The sequence below is a fragment of the Rhodopirellula bahusiensis genome, from assembly GCF_002727185.1.
In the GTDB taxonomy this organism is placed as follows: Bacteria; Planctomycetota; Planctomycetia; order Pirellulales; family Pirellulaceae; genus Rhodopirellula; species Rhodopirellula bahusiensis.
The window spans coordinates 115543-138923 of the sequence record NZ_NIZW01000020.1 but is presented as its reverse complement, the minus strand read 5'-3'; the positions used below and the strand labels follow the sequence as shown (position 1 = coordinate 138923).

The 23381-nt window shown below is 54.7% G+C and carries 20 protein-coding genes and 2 pseudogenes; 13 read left to right on the top strand and 9 right to left on the bottom strand.

Annotated features, from left to right (window positions below; translation table 11 throughout):
• Nucleotides 1–120: pseudogene (locus CEE69_RS23085) on the bottom strand (IS5/IS1182 family transposase); the annotation flags it as partial.
• Between the two features lie 611 nt (nucleotides 121–731).
• Here CEE69_RS23085 and CEE69_RS23080 point away from each other — a divergent pair.
• The 10 genes and pseudogenes from CEE69_RS23080 (at nucleotide 732) to CEE69_RS23030 (ending at nucleotide 9167) form a co-directional block, all read left to right on the top strand.
• Nucleotides 732–992 (top strand): hypothetical protein, encoded by a 261-nt coding sequence (locus CEE69_RS23080; protein WP_143549319.1) that lies wholly within the window; start codon nucleotides 732–734, stop codon nucleotides 990–992.
• Nucleotides 993–1959: 967 nt separating this feature from the next.
• Entirely contained in the window at nucleotides 1960–2349 is a 390-nt protein-coding gene (locus CEE69_RS23070; RefSeq protein WP_099262964.1) for a hypothetical protein, read from the top strand.
• Nucleotides 2350–2435: 86 nt separating this feature from the next.
• Nucleotides 2436–2738: pseudogene (locus CEE69_RS33330) on the top strand (IS30 family transposase); the annotation flags it as partial.
• 136 nt (nucleotides 2739–2874) lie between these two features.
• Entirely contained in the window at nucleotides 2875–3201 is a 327-nt protein-coding gene (locus CEE69_RS23060; RefSeq protein WP_143549318.1) for a hypothetical protein, read from the top strand.
• Nucleotides 3198–3659 carry a hypothetical protein gene (locus tag CEE69_RS23055; protein WP_099262962.1) on the top strand — a complete coding sequence of 154 codons (462 nt, stop codon included), beginning with the start codon at nucleotides 3198–3200 and terminating at the stop codon, nucleotides 3657–3659. Before CEE69_RS23060 ends, CEE69_RS23055 begins: the two co-directional genes overlap by 4 nt.
• A gap of 179 nt (nucleotides 3660–3838) precedes the next feature.
• The gene (locus CEE69_RS23050; RefSeq protein ID WP_233215549.1) at nucleotides 3839–4489 is read left to right on the top strand and encodes a hypothetical protein; all 651 of its coding nucleotides are present in this window, start codon (nucleotides 3839–3841) and stop codon (nucleotides 4487–4489) included.
• 158 nt (nucleotides 4490–4647) lie between these two features.
• Nucleotides 4648–4968, top strand: coding sequence for a hypothetical protein (locus tag CEE69_RS32570; RefSeq protein ID WP_158231067.1), 321 nt, complete (start codon nucleotides 4648–4650; stop codon nucleotides 4966–4968).
• Between the two features lie 116 nt (nucleotides 4969–5084).
• On the top strand, nucleotides 5085–6641 hold the full coding sequence (locus tag CEE69_RS23040; RefSeq protein WP_099262960.1) for a DUF1254 domain-containing protein: 1557 nt from the start codon (nucleotides 5085–5087) through the stop codon (nucleotides 6639–6641).
• A 235-nt stretch (nucleotides 6642–6876) separates the two neighbouring features.
• Complete coding sequence (locus CEE69_RS23035) at nucleotides 6877–8646, top strand: cation:proton antiporter domain-containing protein (protein WP_099262959.1); 1770 nt, start codon at nucleotides 6877–6879, stop codon at nucleotides 8644–8646.
• The gene (locus CEE69_RS23030; protein ID WP_099262958.1) at nucleotides 8643–9167 is read left to right on the top strand and encodes a MogA/MoaB family molybdenum cofactor biosynthesis protein; all 525 of its coding nucleotides are present in this window, start codon (nucleotides 8643–8645) and stop codon (nucleotides 9165–9167) included. Before CEE69_RS23035 ends, CEE69_RS23030 begins: the two co-directional genes overlap by 4 nt.
• Nucleotides 9168–9192: 25 nt before the next feature.
• Here the strand turns inward: CEE69_RS23030 and CEE69_RS23025 are convergent, their stop codons facing one another.
• The 7 genes from CEE69_RS23025 to CEE69_RS22995 form a co-directional block, all read right to left on the bottom strand.
• Nucleotides 9193–9975 carry a class I SAM-dependent methyltransferase gene (locus CEE69_RS23025; RefSeq protein ID WP_099262957.1) on the bottom strand — a complete coding sequence of 261 codons (783 nt, stop codon included), beginning with the start codon at nucleotides 9973–9975 and terminating at the stop codon, nucleotides 9193–9195.
• 149 nt (nucleotides 9976–10124) lie between these two features.
• Entirely contained in the window at nucleotides 10125–11372 is a 1248-nt protein-coding gene (locus tag CEE69_RS23020) for a tetratricopeptide repeat protein (protein WP_099262956.1), read from the bottom strand.
• Nucleotides 11369–12514 (bottom strand): hypothetical protein, encoded by a 1146-nt coding sequence (locus CEE69_RS23015; RefSeq protein WP_099262955.1) that lies wholly within the window; start codon nucleotides 12512–12514, stop codon nucleotides 11369–11371. Before CEE69_RS23015 ends, CEE69_RS23020 begins: the two co-directional genes overlap by 4 nt.
• Complete coding sequence (locus CEE69_RS23010) at nucleotides 12511–13773, bottom strand: multiheme c-type cytochrome (RefSeq protein ID WP_233215548.1); 1263 nt, start codon at nucleotides 13771–13773, stop codon at nucleotides 12511–12513. The genes CEE69_RS23015 and CEE69_RS23010 overlap by 4 nt, the downstream gene beginning before the upstream one ends.
• A gap of 20 nt (nucleotides 13774–13793) precedes the next feature.
• Nucleotides 13794–14201 carry a hypothetical protein gene (locus CEE69_RS23005; RefSeq protein WP_099262954.1) on the bottom strand — a complete coding sequence of 136 codons (408 nt, stop codon included), beginning with the start codon at nucleotides 14199–14201 and terminating at the stop codon, nucleotides 13794–13796.
• A gap of 229 nt (nucleotides 14202–14430) precedes the next feature.
• A complete protein-coding gene (locus tag CEE69_RS23000) occupies nucleotides 14431–15525 on the bottom strand; it encodes a DUF1559 family PulG-like putative transporter (RefSeq protein ID WP_099262953.1) in 1095 nt (364 codons plus the stop codon).
• A gap of 643 nt (nucleotides 15526–16168) precedes the next feature.
• The gene (locus CEE69_RS22995) at nucleotides 16169–17656 is read right to left on the bottom strand and encodes a nicotinate-nucleotide adenylyltransferase (RefSeq protein WP_099262952.1); all 1488 of its coding nucleotides are present in this window, start codon (nucleotides 17654–17656) and stop codon (nucleotides 16169–16171) included.
• Between the two features lie 284 nt (nucleotides 17657–17940).
• On the opposite strand from CEE69_RS22995, the gene CEE69_RS22990 reads away from it, so the two are divergent.
• From CEE69_RS22990 to CEE69_RS22980, 3 genes are all read left to right on the top strand, one after another.
• Nucleotides 17941–18606, top strand: coding sequence for a protocatechuate 3,4-dioxygenase (locus CEE69_RS22990; protein ID WP_233215547.1), 666 nt, complete (start codon nucleotides 17941–17943; stop codon nucleotides 18604–18606).
• Between the two features lie 81 nt (nucleotides 18607–18687).
• A complete protein-coding gene (locus tag CEE69_RS22985) occupies nucleotides 18688–20487 on the top strand; it encodes a TrkH family potassium uptake protein (protein ID WP_199169921.1) in 1800 nt (599 codons plus the stop codon).
• Nucleotides 20488–20491: 4 nt separating this feature from the next.
• Nucleotides 20492–22042 carry an NfeD family protein gene (locus CEE69_RS22980; RefSeq protein WP_233215546.1) on the top strand — a complete coding sequence of 517 codons (1551 nt, stop codon included), beginning with the start codon at nucleotides 20492–20494 and terminating at the stop codon, nucleotides 22040–22042.
• Here CEE69_RS22980 and CEE69_RS22975 read toward each other — a convergent pair.
• Complete coding sequence (locus CEE69_RS22975; protein ID WP_099262949.1) at nucleotides 22023–23330, bottom strand: hypothetical protein; 1308 nt, start codon at nucleotides 23328–23330, stop codon at nucleotides 22023–22025. The two genes, CEE69_RS22980 and CEE69_RS22975, sit on opposite strands and share 20 nt — an antisense overlap.
• Between the last annotated feature and the right edge of the window lie 51 nt (nucleotides 23331–23381).

The following is a 23381-nucleotide window of genomic DNA, read 5'->3' as shown; positions in this document are numbered from 1 at the left end:
AAGATCGGCACGCGGTCGCCCACCCTTTGGACTGGGTGGGTAGTCTGGAAGAAGTTCTTCCATCTGCTCCCACAATTCATCTGGCATGCGATAATTATCAAAACTCCGTTGCCCATCCATGGCGGGCCCTCCTTGGGTTTGAGTAGGTTAGAAGTTACCAACTCAGGGAAGGTCCGCTTTTTTCATGCCGAACGGTTCTCGGATAGGTTCTAAAGAACTCAACACCAGGTCATGAAAGCGGATAACTATCCATGCAAAGGAGTCGATTGCTCAACCGGCATTTAATACCGCTAACACACAATTCATTTACCACTTGCTTCTACGATCTGTGGCGTAATCCATCGACCCGCTGATCGGCACCGTCATTGCGAAGAATTGGTTGATTGGTCGACGACATTCGAGTGGCATCGAACACCCACGTCTTGTTTGCGTTGCTTTGGTTGGTCGCAAATCGTCGGCGGAAAATGCTGGTTGGATCTCGGACTTGAGCATCGGTTCCAGCTTTGTTGTTTCGCCATCTGGCCTGTCGTACAATTTCAATTCCTCTGACCGGGCCCGGCCATCCCGCCCCGCACGCAATAACCAATGCAGGCTGCGGAGTGGCGGTGGAGACTTACAACAAGTGGAAATCTGCTTTCCGCCACCACGCAGATGTTTCACGTTCCCCGACCGACCATCTCTTGAACCCATACGCTTCTCGACACGACGAGCCTTCGAACGGAAACCGCACCGTGAGATGGTTCAGCCGCAAAGCTGGGACAATCGCTTTGGCAGCACATTCGATTCTTGTGGTTGGGACGGCGATCCTTGTTCGCTCAGGATTGAAGCAATCATCGGAGGCGGCTGGATTGTGGCTACTGTGGTATGCTTTAGACTTTCCCGCTTCGCTTGGTGCTGGACCGGCCGAGAGTTTCTTTCGTGATGTGCTGGATTTCCATACCCTGTATGTATTCGGCTTTGCCCTTTACTTCTTGGTATTCGGCGGCCTCTAATACTTCATTGCGGTTGGCACTATCGGCGGATTGTATTTCCGGTTCCTGCGGTCAGATGAGAATGGTGACGATCGAGACAACCATACACCGATGTAAATTCACAAGAGCGGGAAACCTTCCGATGCAACCGAGCGGCGAAGTCGGGCGTTTTGAAGTGGATGATCGACCGTCGCCGCCGGCTGATCGGCACCGTTCGTCGAGTATGGTATCACACGAAATCTCAGCTTCATGCTTTCACGACTCCGTCGATCGATCCGGCTCACACGTCAGCGTCTAACGAATTCAGTGTTTCTGGAGCGAGACGACCTTTCTCGCGCGTTCATGATCCAGAGTCTGAATCAACCTGAGCTCTCGGAGACGATGCCATATATGTGGAAGGGCGAATCTTTCTTCCGGTTTTGGAATGCGACTCTCGACCTGGAAGTTACAACCTTACGCGGAACGCTAGATGAGTCGCAGAATCATGCCGTGTTGGCAGCGACAGGACGTGATGCCCCAACGATCAAAACGGATTCTCTTGATCAAATCGCCGCTTGGTTCAACGCAACCTACGCCAATCACGATATTTTCGAGGGTGACGAAATTCACAATGCTCCGCTTCGAACGCACGATGACGTGCTCGCAAAGGTTTCACCTCCGCGTGTGGTATTAGATTTCTCGGAGACATCGGTACCCGGTCGCTTGGAGTTGCATTTTCCGTGGCGAACGCACGATTTTTGCGACTTCGATGTGAAAGTTAACCTATGGGCAGTTCAGACAAGGAAATGAACGACGAACCATGACATGCACGGGAGGACGGCTTGTGCGGTTTTTGAAGTGGAAAGTCTTTCGTCCGTCCCCCGGGCGAGATCAAACGGGACGGGGGCAGTTTGACTACCAGGCTCTATCAATGACCGCGTCCCTTTTTCTTAGATGTATGCACCTCCTGTGCCATCCATAGATCGCAATTCGTTCACCGGATGTATCCATGATTCATACGAGACTGCATTTCATACTCATCCTGTTCGCGATGATTGCGTGCGGCAGTGCTTGGGTCGTAGGTTACCGAACCTTCGCCGTCAACGCGGCAGGTTCCGCGACCTTCGGGGCGGCGTTCCTTTGCACGCAGTTCCGGACGGAACGTGGCGTCTGGATGGGTGGGGCCTTGTTGCTTGTAATCCTCCTCCCACAACTCGCATCCGGACTCATGGTGATCGCCGGTATTCCGTCTCCAGTTGATGACTCTATGCCAGCGGCCGAAATCATCGACTACGGGATCGGATCTACCATTCTGACTGCGTTCTTCGCATTCGCGATTTATGCCACCGTCGTCAATTTTTGCCTCTTTCCGCCGGTCGCATCATGCAAGGAGGTGTGAGTTCAAATCTGAAACGCAACTTAGAGCACTGAAGAAACGAAGGGTTTCTCAGTGCCCTCTGGCGAGGGACTGACTGTGCCCGCCAAATCGTTTGCAACTTCAAATTCCAGCAACACAGGCAGGCTCAGTCAGCTATGGCCCATGTTGCCTTTGACCATCGCGTTGTTATCTCTGCTGAGCAGCGACACGGCAAGAAACACGTCAAGACAATGACCTTCGACAATGGAACCGAGTTCTTCTACCATCGTTTGCTTCCCTCATGGTTCAAAGTTAAGGTGTTCTTCGCAGATCCATACTGCAGTGGCCAGCGAGGGACTAATGAGAATACCAATGGTCTGCTTTGGCAGTACTTTCCAAAGGGAGTGGGCTATGGTTCGATCGGTTGGCAGTAGGTGCGCAAAGCCGCTATGATTTTAAACCTTCGACCCCGTGAACAATACGGCTATTAGGATCGCGTCTCTTGATCCGTTTTCGAGTCTTTTGCCCGGCACCCCGAATTTCACCGTCATCTGACTCAACCGCTGCATGACTGACTTTACCGACTTCCGAAACTCAGCCATCCTTCGCAACCCAACGACGTGGATTGTAGCATTGGCTGGATTCACATATGGCGGTCACAATATGTACGCGATTCGTGAAATCCGCCGCGGTGAAGGAACACCGCTCCAGACTCCATGGCTTTTAACCGATCGCGTGCTTGACATCGCGTTTGGTGGAACGATCCAGGTCCTCTACCTGCTCTGTGCTGTTTGGGTGATTGCTGGACTGTTAGAGGACGCAAGCGTGTGGGTTCGTCAAGCGATTGTCGTGTTACTGTATCTCGGACTCAATTGGTTGACCCAGTACTTATGAACCGATGGCTTGACGTGCGTCCGCCTGGCGGTGGAATTGCTTTTCTGGCTGGACTTTGCATCTTCGCTGGTGCCGTTTTCGCCATCGCCGGCGGTGATTCGTGGTACACGCGTTATGTCTGCCCACTGTTTCTGCCGCTCGGAATTGGGCTTTGGCTCAAGCATTCCTGGGCTCGCTGGGTCGCCTTTGCGTTGTTCTCTTTAATGGCGGTTCTGTCCTTGCTGGTGTTCGTGGACCTCGGAGTAACTGTGAAGTCGGTTCTTCGATTCGTGATCGTTCTTGCCACTGTCTATTCGCTTTGGGATTGGGATGTGTACCCGACCTCAGACGACGACCTGGATCCATTCACGGAAGAAGGGATCAGCGGCGATGCATTTGATGCGCACGAAACACAGCAGGAGGATTTTGCAAATGGAAACCACGTCGATCCTTCGCCGATATCAAAGGAGTCAGGATGAGCGTGTTTCGCTACATCGATGCGTTTTGCAATTCGGTCAGGAATCATCAAACCCTCGAGGGTAAGTCACCCAAACGATTCGAAGCCGAACACACGACGAGCCTCGCTGTGTAGAATTCGATTCTTAGGTGTCCGCCAGTCGTTGGCTATCGCAAACATTGTCCGACTGAGGTCTGTCAAATGCGTCACGCTTTTCTGATTTGCATGTCGATCTTCACGTGCGTCGGTGTGTTCGCTCAAGAAGCGGCCCCGGTCGACGATCCTTTCCGTCCCGCGGAGTCGGAACGCGGCACGACCGAATGGAAACCTGTGCACCCGGATGGTGATACTTCCATCGCCCGAATGATGTCGCTCGTTTACACCGATGCTTTGCCTGCCTTCGACCGCGTTGAAATTTGCGCTGTATCGTTTCCGAAACGCGATCCATTCGATGAGGCTGAATCAAAGCGTGACGCCTCAGACAAGACGTTTCCCGTCCGACCATATGGAATTCATGCCGATATCCACGCTCGGGCCAATGTCACTGGCAAAGACTGCGAGGAGTTACGAACCGCATGGCAATCGTTGTCGTTCGATCGTCTCGGTGGTGCTTTCTGCCACTACCCTGCGTATGGACTTCGCTTCTACCGTGACGATCAGATTCTTTTCGAAACTTCGGTCTGTTGGCAATGTCAGAATTTCTATTTGCCATCGTACGATGAAAAGAAAGGTCGTTTTACATACGGGTGGTACGGATTTGCAAACGATGAGAAGGCTAAGCGGCTTCTCACGTTGTTGCGACGCCACTTGCCGCATCCCAAACTCAATGTCGATCGCAAGACCGGTGGATAATCACGTGGTGCAGACGCATTAGCAGTAGTACAGATGCCTTCAACAATGGGCCGGAGGCTGCAGACGATGCCCGCTCTGCGAGTAAGTCGGGCTTTCCAGCTGAAACTGTAACGACAGATCTTTTTCGTGAACCAATAGCCGAATCAAGATCGCTTGGATTGTTGCACACGCTCTCGGCCCTTCCGGAGATGGAGCCTGATTGCCAATTTGAAATTCAGGTCGGCGTCAATTCCGACTGGGTACGTAGGAATGATGGACTAGAATCCGACTCGAGAACTCTGCATCGTATCCTCGACACGTTGAAGATCGCCGAAGCGGATGATTCGCTTCTGGACACCTTTCATCTTGTTCCTTGGTTCGAAGGATCGTTTGTTGACAAAGTAGGTGTGGAATGGTCGAACGAGGTATATTGGGGCAGTCTGGCAGTTTTGTCGGCAGACGGCAAAAAAGCAGCAATGTATTTCGATCTGTCAAGCTGATCCGAAGCCGGATCCCTCCTCTATTTCTTCTCTGAGCCGAGCTACGCACCGGTTGGCAAAGCAGTCCGCGACGGCCGGACCGTGACAACACAAAAAATCTAACGAGGAATGTTTCAATGAAGTTACGACATCACATCGCCGCGTCGCTTGTCATCCTGCTCGGCGGTACAGCACGAGCTCAGGAAGCCACGCCGGGTTACAACCACAAGATCCCTTCCAAGATCATGACGCCTGAAAAGGTTGAGACGTCGGTTGGCACGCTGAACTACTTTGACGGAATGCCGGACGCTCAATCGGTCAGCACGCTGATGGACAACCTAGTGCGGATGCGCGGTGTGGAGACTTTTCTCAATGGGATCCCCGCCACGTCCATTGAAGCACTCCGGCTGGGACACGTAGACATTGGCGTTCAGGCGTCGAATGAGTTCATGCTTGCCGACGAACTTTGCGACTCCAGTCCGCTTTTTCTGACCGCCAACACCGACACGGTCTACTGCTCGGGCTTCCTGGATCTACAGAAAGACGGCCCGACGGTGGTCGAGATTCCTGCCAAGTGTGGGCCGGGCACGGTGAACGATGCGTATTTCCGCTTTGTGGTGGACATGGGCGCCCCTGGGCCCGATCGTGGCAAGGGAGGGAAATACTTGATCCTCCCACCTGATTACAAAGGCGAGCTCGAAGGCCCAATTGGCGGCAAAGAAACCGTGATTGATGGCGAAAAGTATTTCGTCGTTCGCTCTCCGAGTTATGTGAACTGGGTCATCCTTCGCGGATTCTTGGTGGACGGGAAGACTGATTTTTCAACCTCGATGTTCAAGCAAGGGCTGAAGGTTTATCCGTTGGCGAAGAAGGATCAGCAGCCTGCGATGAAGTTTGTCAGTGGCTCGGATCGAAGCTGGAACACCATCCACGCGAACAACTTTGAATTCTATGAAGAGCTCCACACCGTGATTGAACGCGAACCGGTTGAGATGCTTGACCCGGAAGTGCGCGGACTGTTCGCATCCGTCGGGATTCAGAAGGGCAAGCCGTTTGCCCCCGACGATGACATGAAAAAAATTCTGAACGACGCGGTTGCGATCGGCAACGGCACCGCCCGAGCCCTTTTGTTCCGCAACAACCTCGAAGGGGCTGCCCTCTACCCGGGCAGTGCGTGGAAAGCCGCCTTCGTCGGCGGAAGTTATCAATGGCTCAAAGACGACGGCGATGGTGGGCGCTTCCTCGATGCACGCACGCTCTTTTTCTACGGCGCAACCGTCAACACGCCCGCGATGGTTCTCAAGATGATTGGGGTCGGTTCGCAATACACCTATGCGGCCACCGACGAGAACGATGCCTACCTCGATGGTTCGAAGACCTACAAACTGAATATTCCGCCAAACGTGCCTGCGAAGGATTTTTGGTCTGTCGTGGTGTATGACCCACAGACACGTTCGGAGCTGCAGACGGATCAACCTTTCCCCAGCAAGAACAGCAAGCGGAGCGATCTGGTCAAGAATGCGGACGGTTCGATCGACCTGTACTTCGGCCCGCAGGCACCCGAAGGAAAAGCGTCCAACTGGATCCAAACTATCCCGGGCAAAGGATGGTGGACCATCTTGCGACTCTACGGCCCGCTCGAACCGTGGTTTGATAAATCGTGGCGTCCCGGAGAGATCCAACTCGTCCAGTAGTGCAGAGCATCGAAGGGGGGCAGGGAGCAATTCATTTCACTTCATTGTGGCGATGACGTCGCAGGCAGCTTCTCGTGCGTGGCGAGCAGCCTGTGTATTGGGCTCGAGCCTGGAACTTGGGGACGCCCTCGCGTGATGCGGTACCTCGAGGTTGCGCCGCGTTCCCAAGAGGGGGCTTTTTGCCTAATATCCTGGCTGCTTTGACGATTTCCGTTCGGCGAACGATGGCCAGGACATGGATTTTTTTCCGAACCTTCACTTCGACGACCCGCTTTTCAACATGGCGGTGGTGCTGACCGCCGGTGTGCTCGGCGGTGAGATATTTGCTCTGATCCGGCTGCCCAAAGTCACCGGTTGGATTGCTACGGGCATTGTCCTTCGGCAATTGCGATTGCCCGGAATGGACACCGTTCTGGATCCCCAAGCGTTGGACCGATTTGGTCCCTACATGAATTTTGTGTTGGGATTCATTGCGTTCACGGTCGGTGCCTCGCTGTATTTCGGCAGTCTGCGAAACACAGGCAAACGCATTGGATTGTTGTTGCTCGGTGAAGCCTTGATCACACCAACTCTGGTTGGTTCGTTGATGTACTTTGGCGGCATGTGGCTGGATCCGTCGATGTCATTGCCGCCGGCCGCGTTGTTCGCTGCGATTGCGATCGCGGGGGCTCCCGGCACAACGGTCTTGGTGATTCAAGAAGCTCGGGCGCGTGGGATTTTGACTCGCACGCTGTTGGCGGCCATCGGTCTGATCGACATGGTCGCGGTTGCCGTCTTCGTTTTTATCTCGACGTTTTTGGCCGACGAGTCAGGTTGGCTTCACGCTCTGGAAAGCGTCGGCGTGCAATTCGCCGTCACGTTGGCGATCGGTGCGGCTTGTGCGTTGCTAGCAATCGTGATGGTGCGAACCGTGGTCAGTCCAGCCTTCTTGGGGCCATTGATGGTCGCGGTTGTGTTGGGGGCCTGGGGTGCGGCCGCGAGTTTTGGCACATCGGGCGGGATTTTGGCGTGCACGTTTGCCGGAATCACGTTGACGAACTTCCGGCATGATTTGGTTCGGTCCGGGGAAGCCTATTTGAACTCGATTGGCGGAGCGTTGTTCGCGCTCTTCTACACGTTTGCCGGAATGAAGCTGGATTTCACTCAGATCCCGCCGGTCATCGGTTTGGTTGCGTTGTACTTCTTAGCTCGCTTGTTCGCCAAAACGATCAGTGCTTACACCGCCATGAGTTTGTCGGGAGCGACCGACAATGTTCGCAAGTACCTCGGCATGTCGTTGTTGCCACACGGAGGCGTCGCGGTTGGTTTGATCATTTTGGTTGGTAGCGAGCAGGCGGGGTTTTCCGATGAGATCAAATCGATGGTGACGACCGTTGGTTTGTCGGCTCTCGCGATCAATCAATTGCTCGGGCCAAGTGCGACGCGGTTTGCGTTGACTCAAACCGGAGAAGCTCGCAAGGATCGACCAAGGTTGCTGGACTTCTTGCAGGAGAACCGGATCATGGTCGATTTGGATGGTGATAAAGAAGAGATCTTCCAAAAGCTCACCAATCTGCTGTACGCCACGACGCCCATGACCACGCCGCAGGACAAGTTTTTGGAATCCGTCCGAGCCCGTGAAGCATCGCAAACAACGTGCTTGGGGACCGGATTGATGATTCCCCACGCAATCATCGACGAACCCGACGCGAATGAAGTCAAAGGTGTTCTGGGAATCAGCAAGAAAGGCATCAAGCTCAACACGCCCGATGGGCGTTTGGTGCATGCCGTGTTGTTGTTGGCCACCCCGGAATCAAGCCGCAAACGTCACTTGGAAATTCTTTCCGCCTTCGCGACCGCGATCACACGAGACATCAATATTCGAGAGCAGTTGTATCGTGCCCGCAGTGCCGCTCATGCTTACGAAGTGCTGCATGCCGACGATCTCAGTGACGTGAACTACTTCCTCGAAGACGCTCAGCAACGTGCCGGATTGTTGGAACAACAAGAAGAACAATCATCATGAATCAGTCCAATCCTGATGCCCAGTGCGGTTGCCCCGATGTCGATCCGTCGCAGCCAGTTCGCGTCGCCGTGATCACGCTCAGCGACACGCGTGGCAAAGCCGAAGACCGAAGTGGCGACCGGATTGCGAGTTTGCTGGGTGAAGCGGGGCACTCGATCACAAAACGGTTGATTCTGAAAGACGATTCGGAACCGCTCGCGAAATGTTTGGGAGAACTCGCGGAAGATGATTCGGTCGACGCAATCATCACAACAGGCGGCACCGGCATCGCGCCGCGAGATATGGCGGTGGACGTGATTGAATCGATGTTGGACGTGATGCTGCCAGGTTTTGGCGAACACTTTCGAGCCATCTCGATTGCTGAGATCGGCCCCAAAGCGATGCTCAGTCGAGCCACCGCGGGACGCGTGAAATCCACAGTCGTTTTCGCGTTGCCGGGATCCACCGGCGCTGTCACCACCGGTATGAACCAATGCGTGCTACCAATTTTGCGACATGCAGTGTCATTGGCATCACGCTGAACGTTGGCATGTTAAAGTTCGCCAGTTACGCGGCCGCTTTGGTCTTGTAGCGGATCTTCGTGGCGCTAGGCAAAGCGAAGTAGTCTTGCAGCTCTGGCAAGGCACATGGTTCTCGCGTGACGACCAAGCAATACGGTGAACCTTGATAGCTGGCTTGGTGGAAGTGCACGTTGTCCCAAGGGATTTGGCCTTCGGCGTGCAGCGAACGAATGTCGTCGACAAACGGATGGCAACCGTAGTTTTCCATCAGGACAACGGCGTCGTTGGCCAAATGGAACATGTTCGAGAGCGCGACCAAGTGGCTGACCGCAGTTTTGATGTGCATCAGCACGGCTTGGCTGAAAACCAAATCGGCGGTTGCCCAATTCTTGGATAGTGGCATCGTGATATCGCGTTGGCTGACGACATCGGCGATGCTTGGGTTGCGGTCCTTCAGAAATTGGATTTGCCCTGTCGAGCGATCGCATCCGTGCACGTTCATGCTCGGGTACAGGTGCTGGAGGTTCCGAACGTGGTCACCACCGCCGCATCCGATCTCCAAGACGCTGGTGGGATTCAGGCGACCAATCGTTTCGTACACAACGTGAAAATTGGGGTGAATCTTCAAGTTGCCTGTTTGCAACGATTGAGTTTCGGGATCGAATCTCGCTTGATCATCCAGATGCAAGTCAAGTTCGCGTTCCAGGGTTTCTTGCTGAGGCCCGTATTTGTCGCGGGTGTAGGTTTCCCAATTGAAGTCGTCTTGGAAATAGCGATGCCGGCCAGCACCGAAAACGTGGTAGAAGCGTTTTTTGACGGTCTTGATCATTTTGTTTGTCCTGGAAGGGTGCAGCAGCGGACAAACTCGCGTTTTCACACGAGAATTGGCGGCTGAAGTTCTCTGTGATAGGAACAAACCAAATTGAGAACGATCGCGGCAAGTGCGAATCACCCTACCGGGGGCCGTCTTTGGCGGAGTTACCGAGGCACCAAGAAACAGCTGAAGTGGTCGCGAGAAAGTTGTGACAGCATCGACCGGGCTTGTTCGGCGTAAAGCGGATCGAGTTGCACCGCGAGCTGTGCATGTTCAGCCGCCGGAGTTGTCTTTTGATGTTCCTTGTAACACGTCGCCAGAAGGAAGTGATGTTCGGCGGTTGGGGCCAATTCGATCAACGATTGGTAGGTCTCCTCTTCCAGTCGCCGATTGCCTGACTGGCGTGCGGCGAAAGCAATGCCTTTGTAAGCGCTGGTCATGGCGTTTCGTTTGGAGGGGCTGTCGGGCTGTCTTTGCCAGTGCTGGAGCGATCGTTCGTAGCCACGCATGCTCTCGGCCGGATGTTCCAAACGTTGTTGGCAGAGGCCGTAGTAGTCGAGGCTGATGGGGTGAAAGTTTCGACCGGACATCATCGGGCGGATCCACCCCAGGGCTTCGTAGTTTCGATCGAGTTGAACCAGCGAAGTGATTCGCCGACCGATCATCGAGATGTTCATGTTGCGAGGCATGGGACGCTCGACTTCTGATTCCAACCGAATCTTCTCTTCGCGGAGGTTGCCTTGCAGGGTCGCCAGATCGGTGTCTGCCGCGGCTGCGTTTGGGTTGAACCGGCGAAGTTGCCAGCACTGCTCCCAAGCCAGTGCAATTCGTTGGCTGCCGAGAGACTCCTTCAAATTCTTTTGAAGTGACTCCGCTGCCGAATGCGTGTAGGTCGCGGGAATCGCGATCGTTGCCACACCAAACAGCAGCCAAGTCCAAGCCGGCAAAGCTTGTTGACCACCCTGCCCTTCAGCCACTTGATCGGACTCGAGGGGATTGGGTGCTTGGCCGTTGGGCCGTTGAGGTGCTACAAACGCAAAGCACAGGTTGGCGGCGGCGAAAGCGGCCAGGATCGCGAGCGTCGCTCGAGCAATTGTGACCGCGGTGAGGCTGTCCAAAGAGGTGCCATGGCTAATGCCAGCAAGACAAAGGCTCGCCACCAGGAGACAGGCTCCCAGCACGACGGACGACGAACGAGATTTCTTGCTCACTCGGATCGCACCAAAGAAACTGATTGGCAGAGCGGACAACATGGAAACGGCGTAAATGTCGTTTCGTCCATACCACTCCAAGTGGCCATCGCGATCCAGCAACAAGTGGCGAGTGACCAGGCTAATCGCGATCACTGTCGCCGGCCAAACGATCCAGCTTGCTCGAAACTCTCTCTCAGAAGTGCCTTCGATGGAGGTCATGCCGCACCCGATGGTGATGCAGTCGCGGGGCGTTTGGGGCCTTTCCACAGCATGCCGTCAAAGCAGTAATGCCAGAATGCAACGACCAAATTGATTGTCACCCATGTTTCAAAGTAGCCACGGGACAGCAGGTAGTTTCCGAGGCCAATGACAAGTACGAAAATGATCAAGAACAAAATCCAAATCTTCGACAGACGTGTCAGGGGATTGTTGACTGTTTTTGACCCAGGCTTCTTCATCGACCAAGTGACGATCGACATGTATTCCATGGAATGAAAGATCGCGGATGCCAAGGCCAACTGAATCACGAGTTGGTTGTTCTGATAGTGAGCTGCCAGCAGCAACGCGGTGAACAACGACATCACGCTCAGCAAATAAAACATGCTCGCCGATGATGCGTCGTTCGACCGAGTGAAGCGATGAATCGCGGAGAGTGCCAATGTCGTGGGGATCACCAGCATCAACCAATCGAGTTGTTCCATACCAGGCAGTGTTGGGAACGGTCCATCAGTCCAACCAAATCCGGCCGCACGAGCGATCACGTACAGCAAGAAGCCGCGGAAAAAGATCTTCTGCAAAAGCGAACCGTGGGTCTGAGCGAATCGTCGCAGCGTTTTCGGTTGATCGGAATCTGTTTCAAACGGATCAGGTGTTTTGCGATTCGGCTTCACGGACGATTTGCGTTGATAGATCCGAAAGATTCCGTGGTGTTGAGACGAAAAGTGCCATGCATTCCAGACGTAGTCGATCATCCCAAGGCAAAGCAGCGATCCGGTGCCCATTTGCAGCCCAACGCAGACTGTCAGAATCGCGAGAGCCAAAGCTGCGAAGAGCCAGCGGCGATCACGCGATTTGTGGTGATCGACTGACACCAGGACGATCGTGATCCAACGGTGCGGTGCAGTGATGAAGTAGATTTGCCAGAACAGCAATCCTTCGTGTGTCGTCGTTCCGCCGAAGATGTCAACGAAGACCAGCAGGGGCCAAAACACGTTGGCGATGAAGATGAGGTCGATCAACGGCGAGAAAAGGAAGCCACTTTTTGCATCAACCGAAGCCGCGGGTTTCGATGTCTCTCGCGAACGCGATGCAGCGGAATCCAATGACGAATGAGTCGCGGACGAATCGTAAACGGCACTCATGGCGATGCCTCCAAGTCGGTCTTGCTCTCATGCGATGCCGTTCCCGCGACGATTCGAATCCAATGATCGTGGAACGCGATTCCTTGGGTCCATGGCGTGAGCGGCATATGACATTCGATGCAGTCCCCGGACGGTTCTTCCGGACAAATCGCGGATGCTTGCGGCTGATGACAACTTTGGCATTGCTGGATGTATTGCCCGCGATCGTGCGAAGTGGTGTCGTGTGGATCGTGGCAAGTCGAGCAGGTGAGTTCACCGGACGATTGCAGGTAGCATTCGCTTTTCTTCAGTCCGTAGGGTTGAAAACGGGCTCGTTCTGCGGCGGTTGAGTCAGGGGAAACAGAACGTTCGTCGCGATGACATGCACTGCAAGTTTCCATGTGGGCGCCGGCATCGTGTTGGTCAATCATCGGTTTGATTTGTTCGGGCAACCCACGTTCGGCGAGGACCACGTGTTTCTTTCGCGGCCCATGGCAGCGTTCGCAACCAACATTCGCGATCATCGTTTGAGATGTCAGCGGAAGCGGTGGAGGTGGCACCACGGTTGAGTGACACCCAATGCAAGAACGAACATCCATCGCATCCATGGGACGCCCAAAGCATTCAAGCGTGCCTGCGCGAAAGGAATCGTATTCGTCGTGATCGGGAGTGACGTTCAGCTTTCCGTCACCATGGAACGATGACCAACGCATCTCGATGCCTCGAGTGCCGTCCGCTTGGATCGCGAGCGGTGTTTGTGCGTGCGTGCCGGATCCGAGCAACCAATTGACCGCCACCGACACACTGGGTTCGTTCGTTAATGGAACAGAGTTTTGTTTGGCAACCGCCCTGCCCTGCCCCGCGGATGTGCTGACCAAAAATTGGCCTGCTTTCTTTTGAAAGCGAAAGGTTTGGTCGCGAAGCGAGTCGTCGTACTCGCCTTGTTGCAACAGTTGCTGGGCGAGTTCGGAATCCGCCATCGGTGTCGCTGTGCGGGAATGGCCCGAGCGTTGGTGGGCTTCGTATTCGGCCGGATGGCAGGACTGGCAGGCTTGATCACCGGCGAACTGCGAGGAGACAAATTGACTCCATCGATTCACAGCTTGAGTGACTGAGTGGTCGGAGGCTCGAAGTTGTTGCCTTCGCTGCGAAGCGGATGATGGCGCAGGTTCAGCCAGCATCAAGTCACGTGCAACACTGGCCGCACAAACACCGATGACCAAAAACACCAAGAGCCCCAGGAACTGGAGGCTCTTTCTAGAAAGGATCTTCGAAAACAAGGAATGTCCTTGAGAGGGGATCAACCCAAAGGAGCGTCTTTGATTTTCCATTCCTCACCGACACGTTGCAGCACCCAATTTTGCGTGGTGGTGCTGACTTCCGATGCCTTCTTGGTTCGGTCCGCGGTGGAGGTTGCGAAGATGCCACCGAAGATTTTGACTGGGACCGTCAGTTGGTCGCCGTTCACTTCTGCTTCGCCCGCAATTTCATAGCCACGTTGAGCGTATTCTTCGCGATTGTCGGGAGCGGATCCATCGACGAACGCGGTAGGGAACATGTTGGGGTCACCAGCGATGTCGCCAAGTCCCAGAACGCTCGCAAAGGCGTTTTGCTCGAGGGTCGCTTTGGGCGGAGCCGATGATCCGCAGCCAATGACGGTGAGCAACGCAAAAACGGGCAACAATTTGATTGGGTTTTGAAAGTTCATCTGGTTTGGATGAGGTGGAGAGAGGTGTGGGAGAAAGGCTTCGGGGTTGTGGGCGAGGCAACGAGTCCCGGCATGCGGCAGATCAAGTTGGACTCGTTGGGGTGTCTCCGGATTGTGCTGGAGACGGACTCGTGGCGTCGACCACAACGTTTCGAAGCAGCTCTCTCTCGCTGAGCGAGAGAGAGTGATTGGTTCAAGCACAAAGAAATAACTTCATGCATCCGTTTGATCAGGGCATTTCGAAGACTTCGCTGTTCTTCGCCGTCGCCAAAGGATGCCAGACGTTCTCTTTGTCCACCGAATCGGTGATAAAGCGAACCGAGCTGTCAGCCATCAGGATGTTGACTCCGCCGGTGTGGTGACTGCGAGCGGCGGCCCAGATTTCAGCGGTGTCGCGTTGTTCCAAGCAAGCCAAGTAAGGGTTCAGCTTGTCTTCTGGAATGGTTTCGTCGCACGCGGCGAGCACGTCTTTCTCTTTGCTGTTGGGGCTGGTGAAAGCCGAGAAGATCGTGGCACCCATGGCAGGCGACATCCAGGTACCACGGATGTCGGTGCTTGAGTTGTGGTTAAGGATTTCGCTCATTGCCATGGTGTTGCTCATGCCGTCGAGGAAGTCTTCGCTGCCCATGCCGTTTCGGTTTTGGAAGCGGTCGCCAGCAATGCCGTCTTTGATGATCACGTCTTGGTGAACGTAGTAAGTGCCGAATGCACCGGAGGTTTGGTCGCTTTCCCAAGACAGCATGTCACCGGATCCCCAGTTGGCCGCGTAGTTAGAACCCTTAGCCAGCGATTCCAAACCGTAGCCACCGTCTGAGAATTGGTTGGTCACGCGAGGCGCCGAGGGGCAGGCAACGAATGAACCCAGTTGTTCGCGACCGATGTGTTCGAATTCAGCGTAGTACTCGCAGTGATCACAAGGGTTCATGGTGTGACCCGTGACCGAGTCTTCGCAGCGGGTGATCAGTTCCCAGACACCGGGTTGTTCCATGTAAGGGAACAACATTGGCAACCAGTGCCATCCCAGTTCGTTCTGACCATGCTGCCAGCCACCGGTTTTGAAGCGGTTGCCGTTTTCGTCATAGTTGACGTTGCCTGGCGGGAACGAACCGAATGCGGCCATGTGGTTGTGTAGGGCGATGCCAAACTGTTTGAAGTTGTTTTGACACTGCATGCGACGAGCGGCTTCACGGGCGGCTTGGACGGCTGGCAAAAGCAGACCGACCAGGACACCAATGATCGCGATCACGACCAAGAGTTCGACGAGGGTGAAGCCAGATCGCTTGGCAGTCCGTCGATCACACGAGTGTGGATGTTGGATTTTCATGACGTTGTTCTGAAGTTCTCAAGGGGAAGAATGATTGAGCGGTAGGATGAGAGCGACCTCGGAGAATTGAGATCTTCAAGTCCCCGGAATCGAGCGCGGGGATTAAAACAGAAAGGGTGACGGAGGTTGTTAACGTTCCGTGAAGTAACTGTGTGGCTAACGCGATGTTTGAGCGTGGTTGAGCTCAGGGGCCTCGTGACCGTGCTGAGGCGACTTTTTCGGCCGTACGAGAGTTGTTGAATCCGGAACTTTTTTTGGGTTCATGCAACACCGGTTCTGGAAGACGGTGAATTTTGAGGTCGGTTTTCGCTCGGTTGATGCCTTTGTTTGCGGTGCCTTCATGAAAATCAGATCCCATTCTGCTGTGCTTTGGCCTGAAGAGGGGTGCTTGCACACCCCTTTTCCAGGAGGGTGGTCGCCCGTGTCAATGCTTGAGGATCTTAGGTGTGGAGGATGTTTTGCACGCTGAGACAGAGGATGGCCAGAGTCAATCGAACGTCGATTCACCGAATGGCCCGCGTTTGGATGGACGTCCGAACGGTTTTTGTGTCTGTGTCAGCGCATAGAAAAACCACCGGCAAAAGTGATTTCGCCGGTGGTCGATGGATTCAGTGTGGTCCGCTACGAAGCGGACAAGATCGGGTCAGACAGGGAACCCGACCGGGGCCGGGATGTTTCCAAAGCTGGACGAGTTGGCGGCAACCATGGCCGCGAGCCTCGACTCGGGAGCGTAGGATTTGCAGCCGAAGAAGCCACGTTTTTGGATCACGGTTGCCACTTCAGGTGGAACGTGTTTCTTCCATTCGTCATCGCCTGCTTCAATCATCTTCAGCACTTCTCGTGAGAACGTCGAAAGGTGTTCCGGATTGTAGGCGTGCAGTTGTTCGATGCAGCCTTTGTCCACCAAGTAGTCGTACAGTTTTCGAAGTTCCGGCGCGATCTCCAGATTCTCAACCGTGGTCAATTCACCCGTATCGCGATCCATCAACGGATACACATAGAGTTTCAAATCGTTCTTGAACATTCGTCCGAACGATTCGAGGATGCCGCCGTCGAGTTGTGTGTAGTACTTCTCTTCGAAGAGTTCATGCAGGCTGCCTGCACCCATCGTGATCGCAATTTTCTTTTTGGTGTATTGCGAAAGGTAAGCCGCCAAACGGTAGTACTCGAAGTAGTCCGAGATCAGCACCGTCATGCCACATGCGGCGAGCGTGTCGACGCGAGCGAGGAAGTCTTGCAAGTCGATCTCGCCATTGGCACGAAGATTACGCATCGTGATCTCCGCCAGCGCCACGACTTGATTGGAGTCCACCTCGTCTTCTTTGCGGAAGCTTTTTTGTGCAGCTTGGATCATGTCCAAGTTCACGTGAGTGACGGGACGGAAGCTGCCTCGTTCGACCAAGATTGGCTTTTTGTAAAGCACTTCAGCGGGCTGCAGGACTTCGCCGTCGGCCGAGAACATCGCCGCTTTACTAAGTCCGAGCTGCACGAGGCGAAGGCTCATCACGCGATTGTCGACATGACGAAACGCGATGCCTGAGAATTCGATCATGTCGATTTCAATGCGCTGCGTGCTGAGGTTGTCCAGCAGCGACTCAATCAACTGATCGGGTTCGTGATTCAGGAAGAACGCACCATACAAGAGATTGACGCCGACAATGCCGAGGGCTTCTTGTTGTGCCGCGTTGTTGTTGTCCAGCATTCGGACGTGGATGATGATTTGGCTGTCTTCATCTCGCGGGTGAGCTTGGAATCGGATGCCCATCCAGCCATGGCACTCGTTCGTTCCGTGGTAGTTTCGAGCCGAGACGGTATCGGCGAACGCGAAGAATGCGGTGGAATCGCCGCGTTGTTCTTTCAGCCGTTCGATGTTCAGGGTGTGTTCTCGGGTCAACATGTCTTCCAGACGTTGCCGGCAAACATATCGTTGGCATTCGCCATAGATCGCGTCGCTCACCGCCATGTCGTAGGCGGACATGCTCTTGGCGATTGTGCCCGCAGCGGCGCCGACGCGAAAGAACCAGCGGACGACTTCTTGTCCAGCACCGATTTCGGCGAAAGAACCGTAGCGTCGCGGGTCCAAGTTGATTTGAAGTGCTTTGCGCTCGGTCGATGGACGTTCGTTGGTCATGTTGTTTGCCCGAATGGAAGAGTGGCCCCAGAATCACAACAACATCTAGGTGACAAAATCAGGGCCTCCAAATGCTTTTTCTTGGTTGGGCGAACGACATGACCGGGGAAGGTTGTTTGGGCGGTGCGATCGCTACAAACCGCGAAAATGGATCGCGGGTGCTCCCCGGACGGGGGTCTGGGGAACAATCTGCGGTGCGAGCGAGAGAAGCGTTACAATGTCGGATCAGGCAGTTTCTGTGTTGTTCGAAGCCCGTTCAGGTGAATCTGATGAAAACGAAGACGATGTCACGACGATGGTTCGCAAGTCGATCCGCCATGGCGATTGGCGGTGCTGCGATGTGGACGACGCCCGGTTTGTTCGCGGAAGAACTGTTGAAGCCGACGCCGTCGTTGACTGAAGGGCCTTTCTATCCCGATCGCATGCCGCTGGATCAAGACAATGATTTGATCGTGATCGGTGACAACACGACTCCCGCGGTTGGCGATGTGACTCATTTGACCGGACGAGTGCTGACGGCGGCGGGCTCACCAGTGCGCAATGCAACGATCGAGATTTGGCAGTGCGATGCCAACGCGGTTTATTTGCACTCGCGTGACAGTGATGGAAAGAAAGAGCAGCAAGACAAGAACTTTCAGGGCTTTGGTCGCTTTGAAACTGCTAGCGACGGTGGGTATCGCTTTCGAACGATCAAGCCAGTGCCCTACCCAGGTCGACCCGCCCCTCACATTCACATCAAGGTCAAACAAGGTGACAAGGATTTGCTCACGACACAGTTGTTGATTCGTGGTCACGAGGGGAACCAGCGTGATGGCGTATTTCGCCGCGTGACGGATCCTGCCAAACGCAAGTTGTTGGTGGCTGATTTCAAGCCGCTGAAGGAATCAAAAATCGGTGAACTCGCCTGCCAGTTCGACGTGATTTTGGGGCAGACACCCGCTGACGGTTGATATGCAGCGTATCCGGCCGACGAATGAAATGAGAACCTTGAGCGTTCCGCGAATAGCTGTGAGTTGCCAAGAAACGAGTGGTTGGGTAACAAAGTCTGGATTGCCACGGTCCACAACGAATCAAGTCATTCGTCGATCGCTGTCATCGCCACCGTTTTACAACTCGTCGAGAAGGCATCGTCGTTGAATTTCCCGTTGTTGTTCCGTTTTTTGGGAACGATTTGCCTGTTGATTGGCGGATCGATGGCGTTCAGCCTGCCATTTGCATTCCCAAGCGTTGCCAACCGAACGCATTTGCCTCCCGCGACGGAATTTGAATCCGCGGCGGCGAGTGGATTGCTGGCGAGCATGGCGATTTGCTTTTTCGTTGGAGCGTTCTTCCGGTTCTTGGGACGCGGTCATCGAGGCGGTGGCGAGCTGTACCAGAAAGAAGCGATGGCGATTGTCGGTCTGTCTTGGGTCAGTGCCACCGTGCTCGGTGCCCTGCCCTATTACTTGAGCGGAACGATGATCGCGGAGAATTCGCCGATCACGTTCATTGAAGCCATGTTCGAGTCGCAGTCTGGATTCAGCACCACGGGCGCGACGGTACTGACCGATTTGGAAACACCCGAATTGGTCCCGCACTGCATTTTGTTCTGGCGGTCGTGGACGCACTTCTTGGGTGGATTGGGAATTGTGGTTTTGTTTGTCGCGATCCTGGGACAAGGGTCCGCGGGCAAGGCGATGATGAGGGCCGAGATGCCTGGGCCGACCAAAGATGGCAGCATGCCTCGAATGCAGCACACCGCGTTGGTGTTTGCTGCGATCTATGTTGGTCTGAACATGTTGTTGACGTTCATCTACATGTTCGAAGGGATGAGTTCGTTTGATGCTCTGTGTCACGCATTTGGCACGATGGCGACCGGTGGTTTCAGTACCTACAACCGATCGCTGGGCGGATTCGACAGTCCGTTGATTGAATACACGACCGTGTTGTTCATGATTCTGGCGGGGACCAACTTCACGCTGCTGTATTTGATGCTGCTGGACATCCCGCGGCGACCGCTGACGGCTGCTCGCAGGTTGTTTCAGGACGTTGAGTTTCGAACGTATGCCTTGGTGATTGGCGTCGTCACGTTGGGTGTCGTGTTGTTTGGACTTCGTGCGGAAGACGAAGGGTTTGGAACGCTCGCAAAAGGCATCCAAAACGGTTTGTTCCAAGTCGTTTCGGTCATCACGACGACTGGCTACGGGACGGCAGACTTTGACGAATGGAACAACTTTGGCCGTGGGATTTTGTTGTTATTGATGTTCGTCGGCGGTTGTGCGGGAAGCACCGGCGGGGGAATGAAGGTGATTCGGCACGTTTTGTTCTACAAAATTCTGCGATTGGAAATTGAGCGCGCCCACCGTCCGCGTGTTGTTCGGCCATTGAGGGTGAGCGGTGTTGCTGTGGATGACCCGCAATTGGCGCACAATATCTTGCTGTACTTTTGCATGGTGTTGGCCATCTTCGTGATGTCTTGGTTGGCGTTGGTCACGTTCGAACCCAATTCCACATGGGGTGTCGTGATGACAGACACGCCGCCTGAAGACGTGATCGAAGAGTCCGCCAAAGTGGTGAAGTCCGGCGAGGAGATGGTGATCGTGGATCAATCTTTGGCCGGGAAAGAGTTGTTGCATGGAACGTTGGACGAGAAGTTGCTCGATTCCGCGAGTGCCGTTGCCGCGACGCTGAACAACATTGGGCCTGGTTTGGGTGTTGTGGGTGCGACTCGGAATTACGCCGGATTCAGCCAAGGTGCCAAGTTGTTGTTCGTGTGGCTGATGATGCTGGGGCGAGTCGAGATCTTCAGCGTGCTACTGCTATTTGTTCCGTCGTTTTGGCGAAGGGTGTGATGCGATGACCACAACTAAACAACACACAACGTTTGTTCTTCCGTGTCGCGGTACACAGTCAATCGTGTCAGCCTTCCTTGCTGTCTTTGTTGCTGTGGCCGCGTTGCTTTCATGCTCGCGGGGCTTTGCTCAGGCGGACGCCGCGGATGCCGGTTCGGGAAAGCGTCGCGCGGTGCTGATTGAGTTCAAAGAAGATATCAACCCACTCAGCGGGGCACTGCTCAAACGCAAGTTCGAGGCGGCGGTGGAGTCCGATGCGGATGTGATCATTCTTGATATTCAATCGCCCGGCGGGTTCACTTCGGTGACGTTTGAATTGATGGACATGGTGTTGGAAGCGAAGGATGTCGAAACCGTCGCGTTCATCGAAAAGGATGCGATCAGCGGTGCCGCCTTGCTCGCTTTGTCCGCGGACACAATCTTGATGCGACCGGATGCCCGGATGGGTGACGCCGGTGAGATCGTGATGGGTGAGGATGGCGCGTTTCGCTACACGCCCGCCAAGAGTCGCAGCGTGTTGGCTCAGAAAGTCAGGGACACAGCCGAAGCCACGGGACGCCCGCTCGCTTTGGCGGAGAAGATGACTGACAAAGACATGGTTGTTTATCAGGCGACCAACAAGGATTCGGGAGAGAAACTCTACCTATCCGACAAAGACTTGGCGTCCCGTGAAGATGCCGATCAGTGGGAGCTCAGTCCACCGATTCGTGAAGCAGGCAAAGAAATGTTCTTTACCGTCAATGGTCGCCGTGGCGTTGAGCTTGGGATGGTCGATCAAACCGTCGAGGGGCGGGAGGAATTGGCCCAGGTGCTGAATCTGCAAGAACCGATCGTCGAGATGGAGCGAAGTTGGACCGACACGTTGGTGCTCTTGCTGAACACTCAGTTCGTCACGTTCCTGTTGTTGTTGATCGGGCTGGTCGCACTTGCGATTGAGTTGTCCGCTCCCGGGATTGGCATTGGCGGTCTGACGAGCGTGTTGTGCTTTGGCTTGTTCTTTTGGGCACGCTTTCTGGGTGGAACTTCCGGGTGGCTGGAAGTGGTTTTGTTTCTCGTTGGGATTCTGTTCATCGCTGCTGAGGTCTTTGTCATCCCGGGATTTGGCGTCGCGGGGATCAGTGGATTGGCGTTGTCGCTGGGTGCTTTGGTCATGGCTTCGCGTCGATTCGCGTTGCCCGAAAATGAGATCCAGTGGACGTCGTTGGCAACCGACATGATGACGGTGATGGGGGCCTTCCTTGGTTTTCTGGTTTGCTTGGCCGTCATGGCGAAGTATCTCGGGGACATACCGGGATTGAGTCGATTGACGCTGCGACCTCAGGTCATGGTGGCGGCCGATGGTGGTGCCAGCGCCACGTTGGTCAGTGGGCCGGCGTGGCAGCGTGTCGAGGTAGGCGACACGGGCTCGGCAATGTCGGCACTGCGACCGAGTGGCAAGGTGCAATTCGGGGACGATGCAGTGGATGTTGTGACGGAAGGTGATTACATCGATCCCGGCACCGAGGTCCGCGTGGTCGGGAAGCAAGGAGCTCGAGTCACTGTTCGGAAAGTTTGAGCTCGGACGTGGGCTCTTTTCCAGGCTGCGTCGGCGCCCATTTCTCGTAGGTGCTTGAGACCCAACTGGACAACAGGAACCAGGGGATCAGGGCCGCCAACCATGTCGACGTGATTTGATTCGTTGTCATTCGGGAAGCGAGGAATAGCAGGCCGACCGCGACCGCCGCTTCGATCAACGGTTTGACCACGCCTTTGATGAGCAGAATGGTTTCGTTCCGAATGTTCTGCGGTAGGATCGCGTACGCTGATGTCAGTCCCGGGTCATACAGTGATCGTTTGAGTACGGTCAGTCCTTGTCCGAGCGTGAACAGCAGAATCAACACCGAATGGGATTGATTGATCAACGCAATCAGACCGAGAATGCTGAGCAACAACGGGTAGGCACAGAGCGGCATCCCGATGCCAAAACGATCCAGCAGTTTGGTCGCGACTGTGAACTGCACCAAGACAATCAAAATGTCATTGACTGCATAGAAGCCCGCGAAGTAGGTCAGCAGTTCATCTTCAGCGATCAGGTGATCACCGGCGATGACTTTCCATTGGTAGTCGACCATCGTGACGGCGAAAACGTTGAAAGCGATCAGGCTGACCAAGCCATACCGATATCGATACGCCGATGGGCTGGCCGGGATCCGTTTCATCGAACGGATTCCTTTCTGAACCAATTGCTTGGATCGCTTGATTCGAGAACGCGATTCGACCGTGGACATGGTTTTCGCGGTGGAGGTCTTTGGAATCCAACTCAGCAATATGATGGTGGCGACGTCCAGTCCGATGATGATCTTCAGCCAGGTCGTGTCCTCAATGACGGACGCTTCGTACCCCATCACCGTGCCCATTACGATTCCAGCGATCGGTGCACCCGCCGCAATCAAGACGAATGGTCGCTTGGAAGTCGACGAAGCAAACGCGTTGTTCGCTAACGTCGTCGCATAGATCGTATTCACGCATCCGCGAACTTCCGCGAGGACGTAAAGAGCACCCAGCAAGAAAAAGGAATGGTGTTCGACCGAGATCATCGCGGTCAGCCAAGCGGTAATCGACGCCAAGCCGATCCAACTGCCGATAACGCTGAAGCGGGCTGGGAAGTGCTGGTTGACCAAGTGCGTGATCGCGGAGACAGCGATCACGGTGACAGCCGATGCAACCAGTGCGACGGGCAACGCGTCAGAACCCATCCGCGCGATGAACAAGCTGACTCCCAGTGCCCTGGCAACCGAGTAGGTTGCGGACGTCAGGAAGGTGAACCCGAACAGGGGCAGCAAGACTTGGCGAGGCGGATTCAAAACGGCAGGGAGCCTCGTTGAGCTGGAGGTGGCGAACCCATGTTAGTCGCC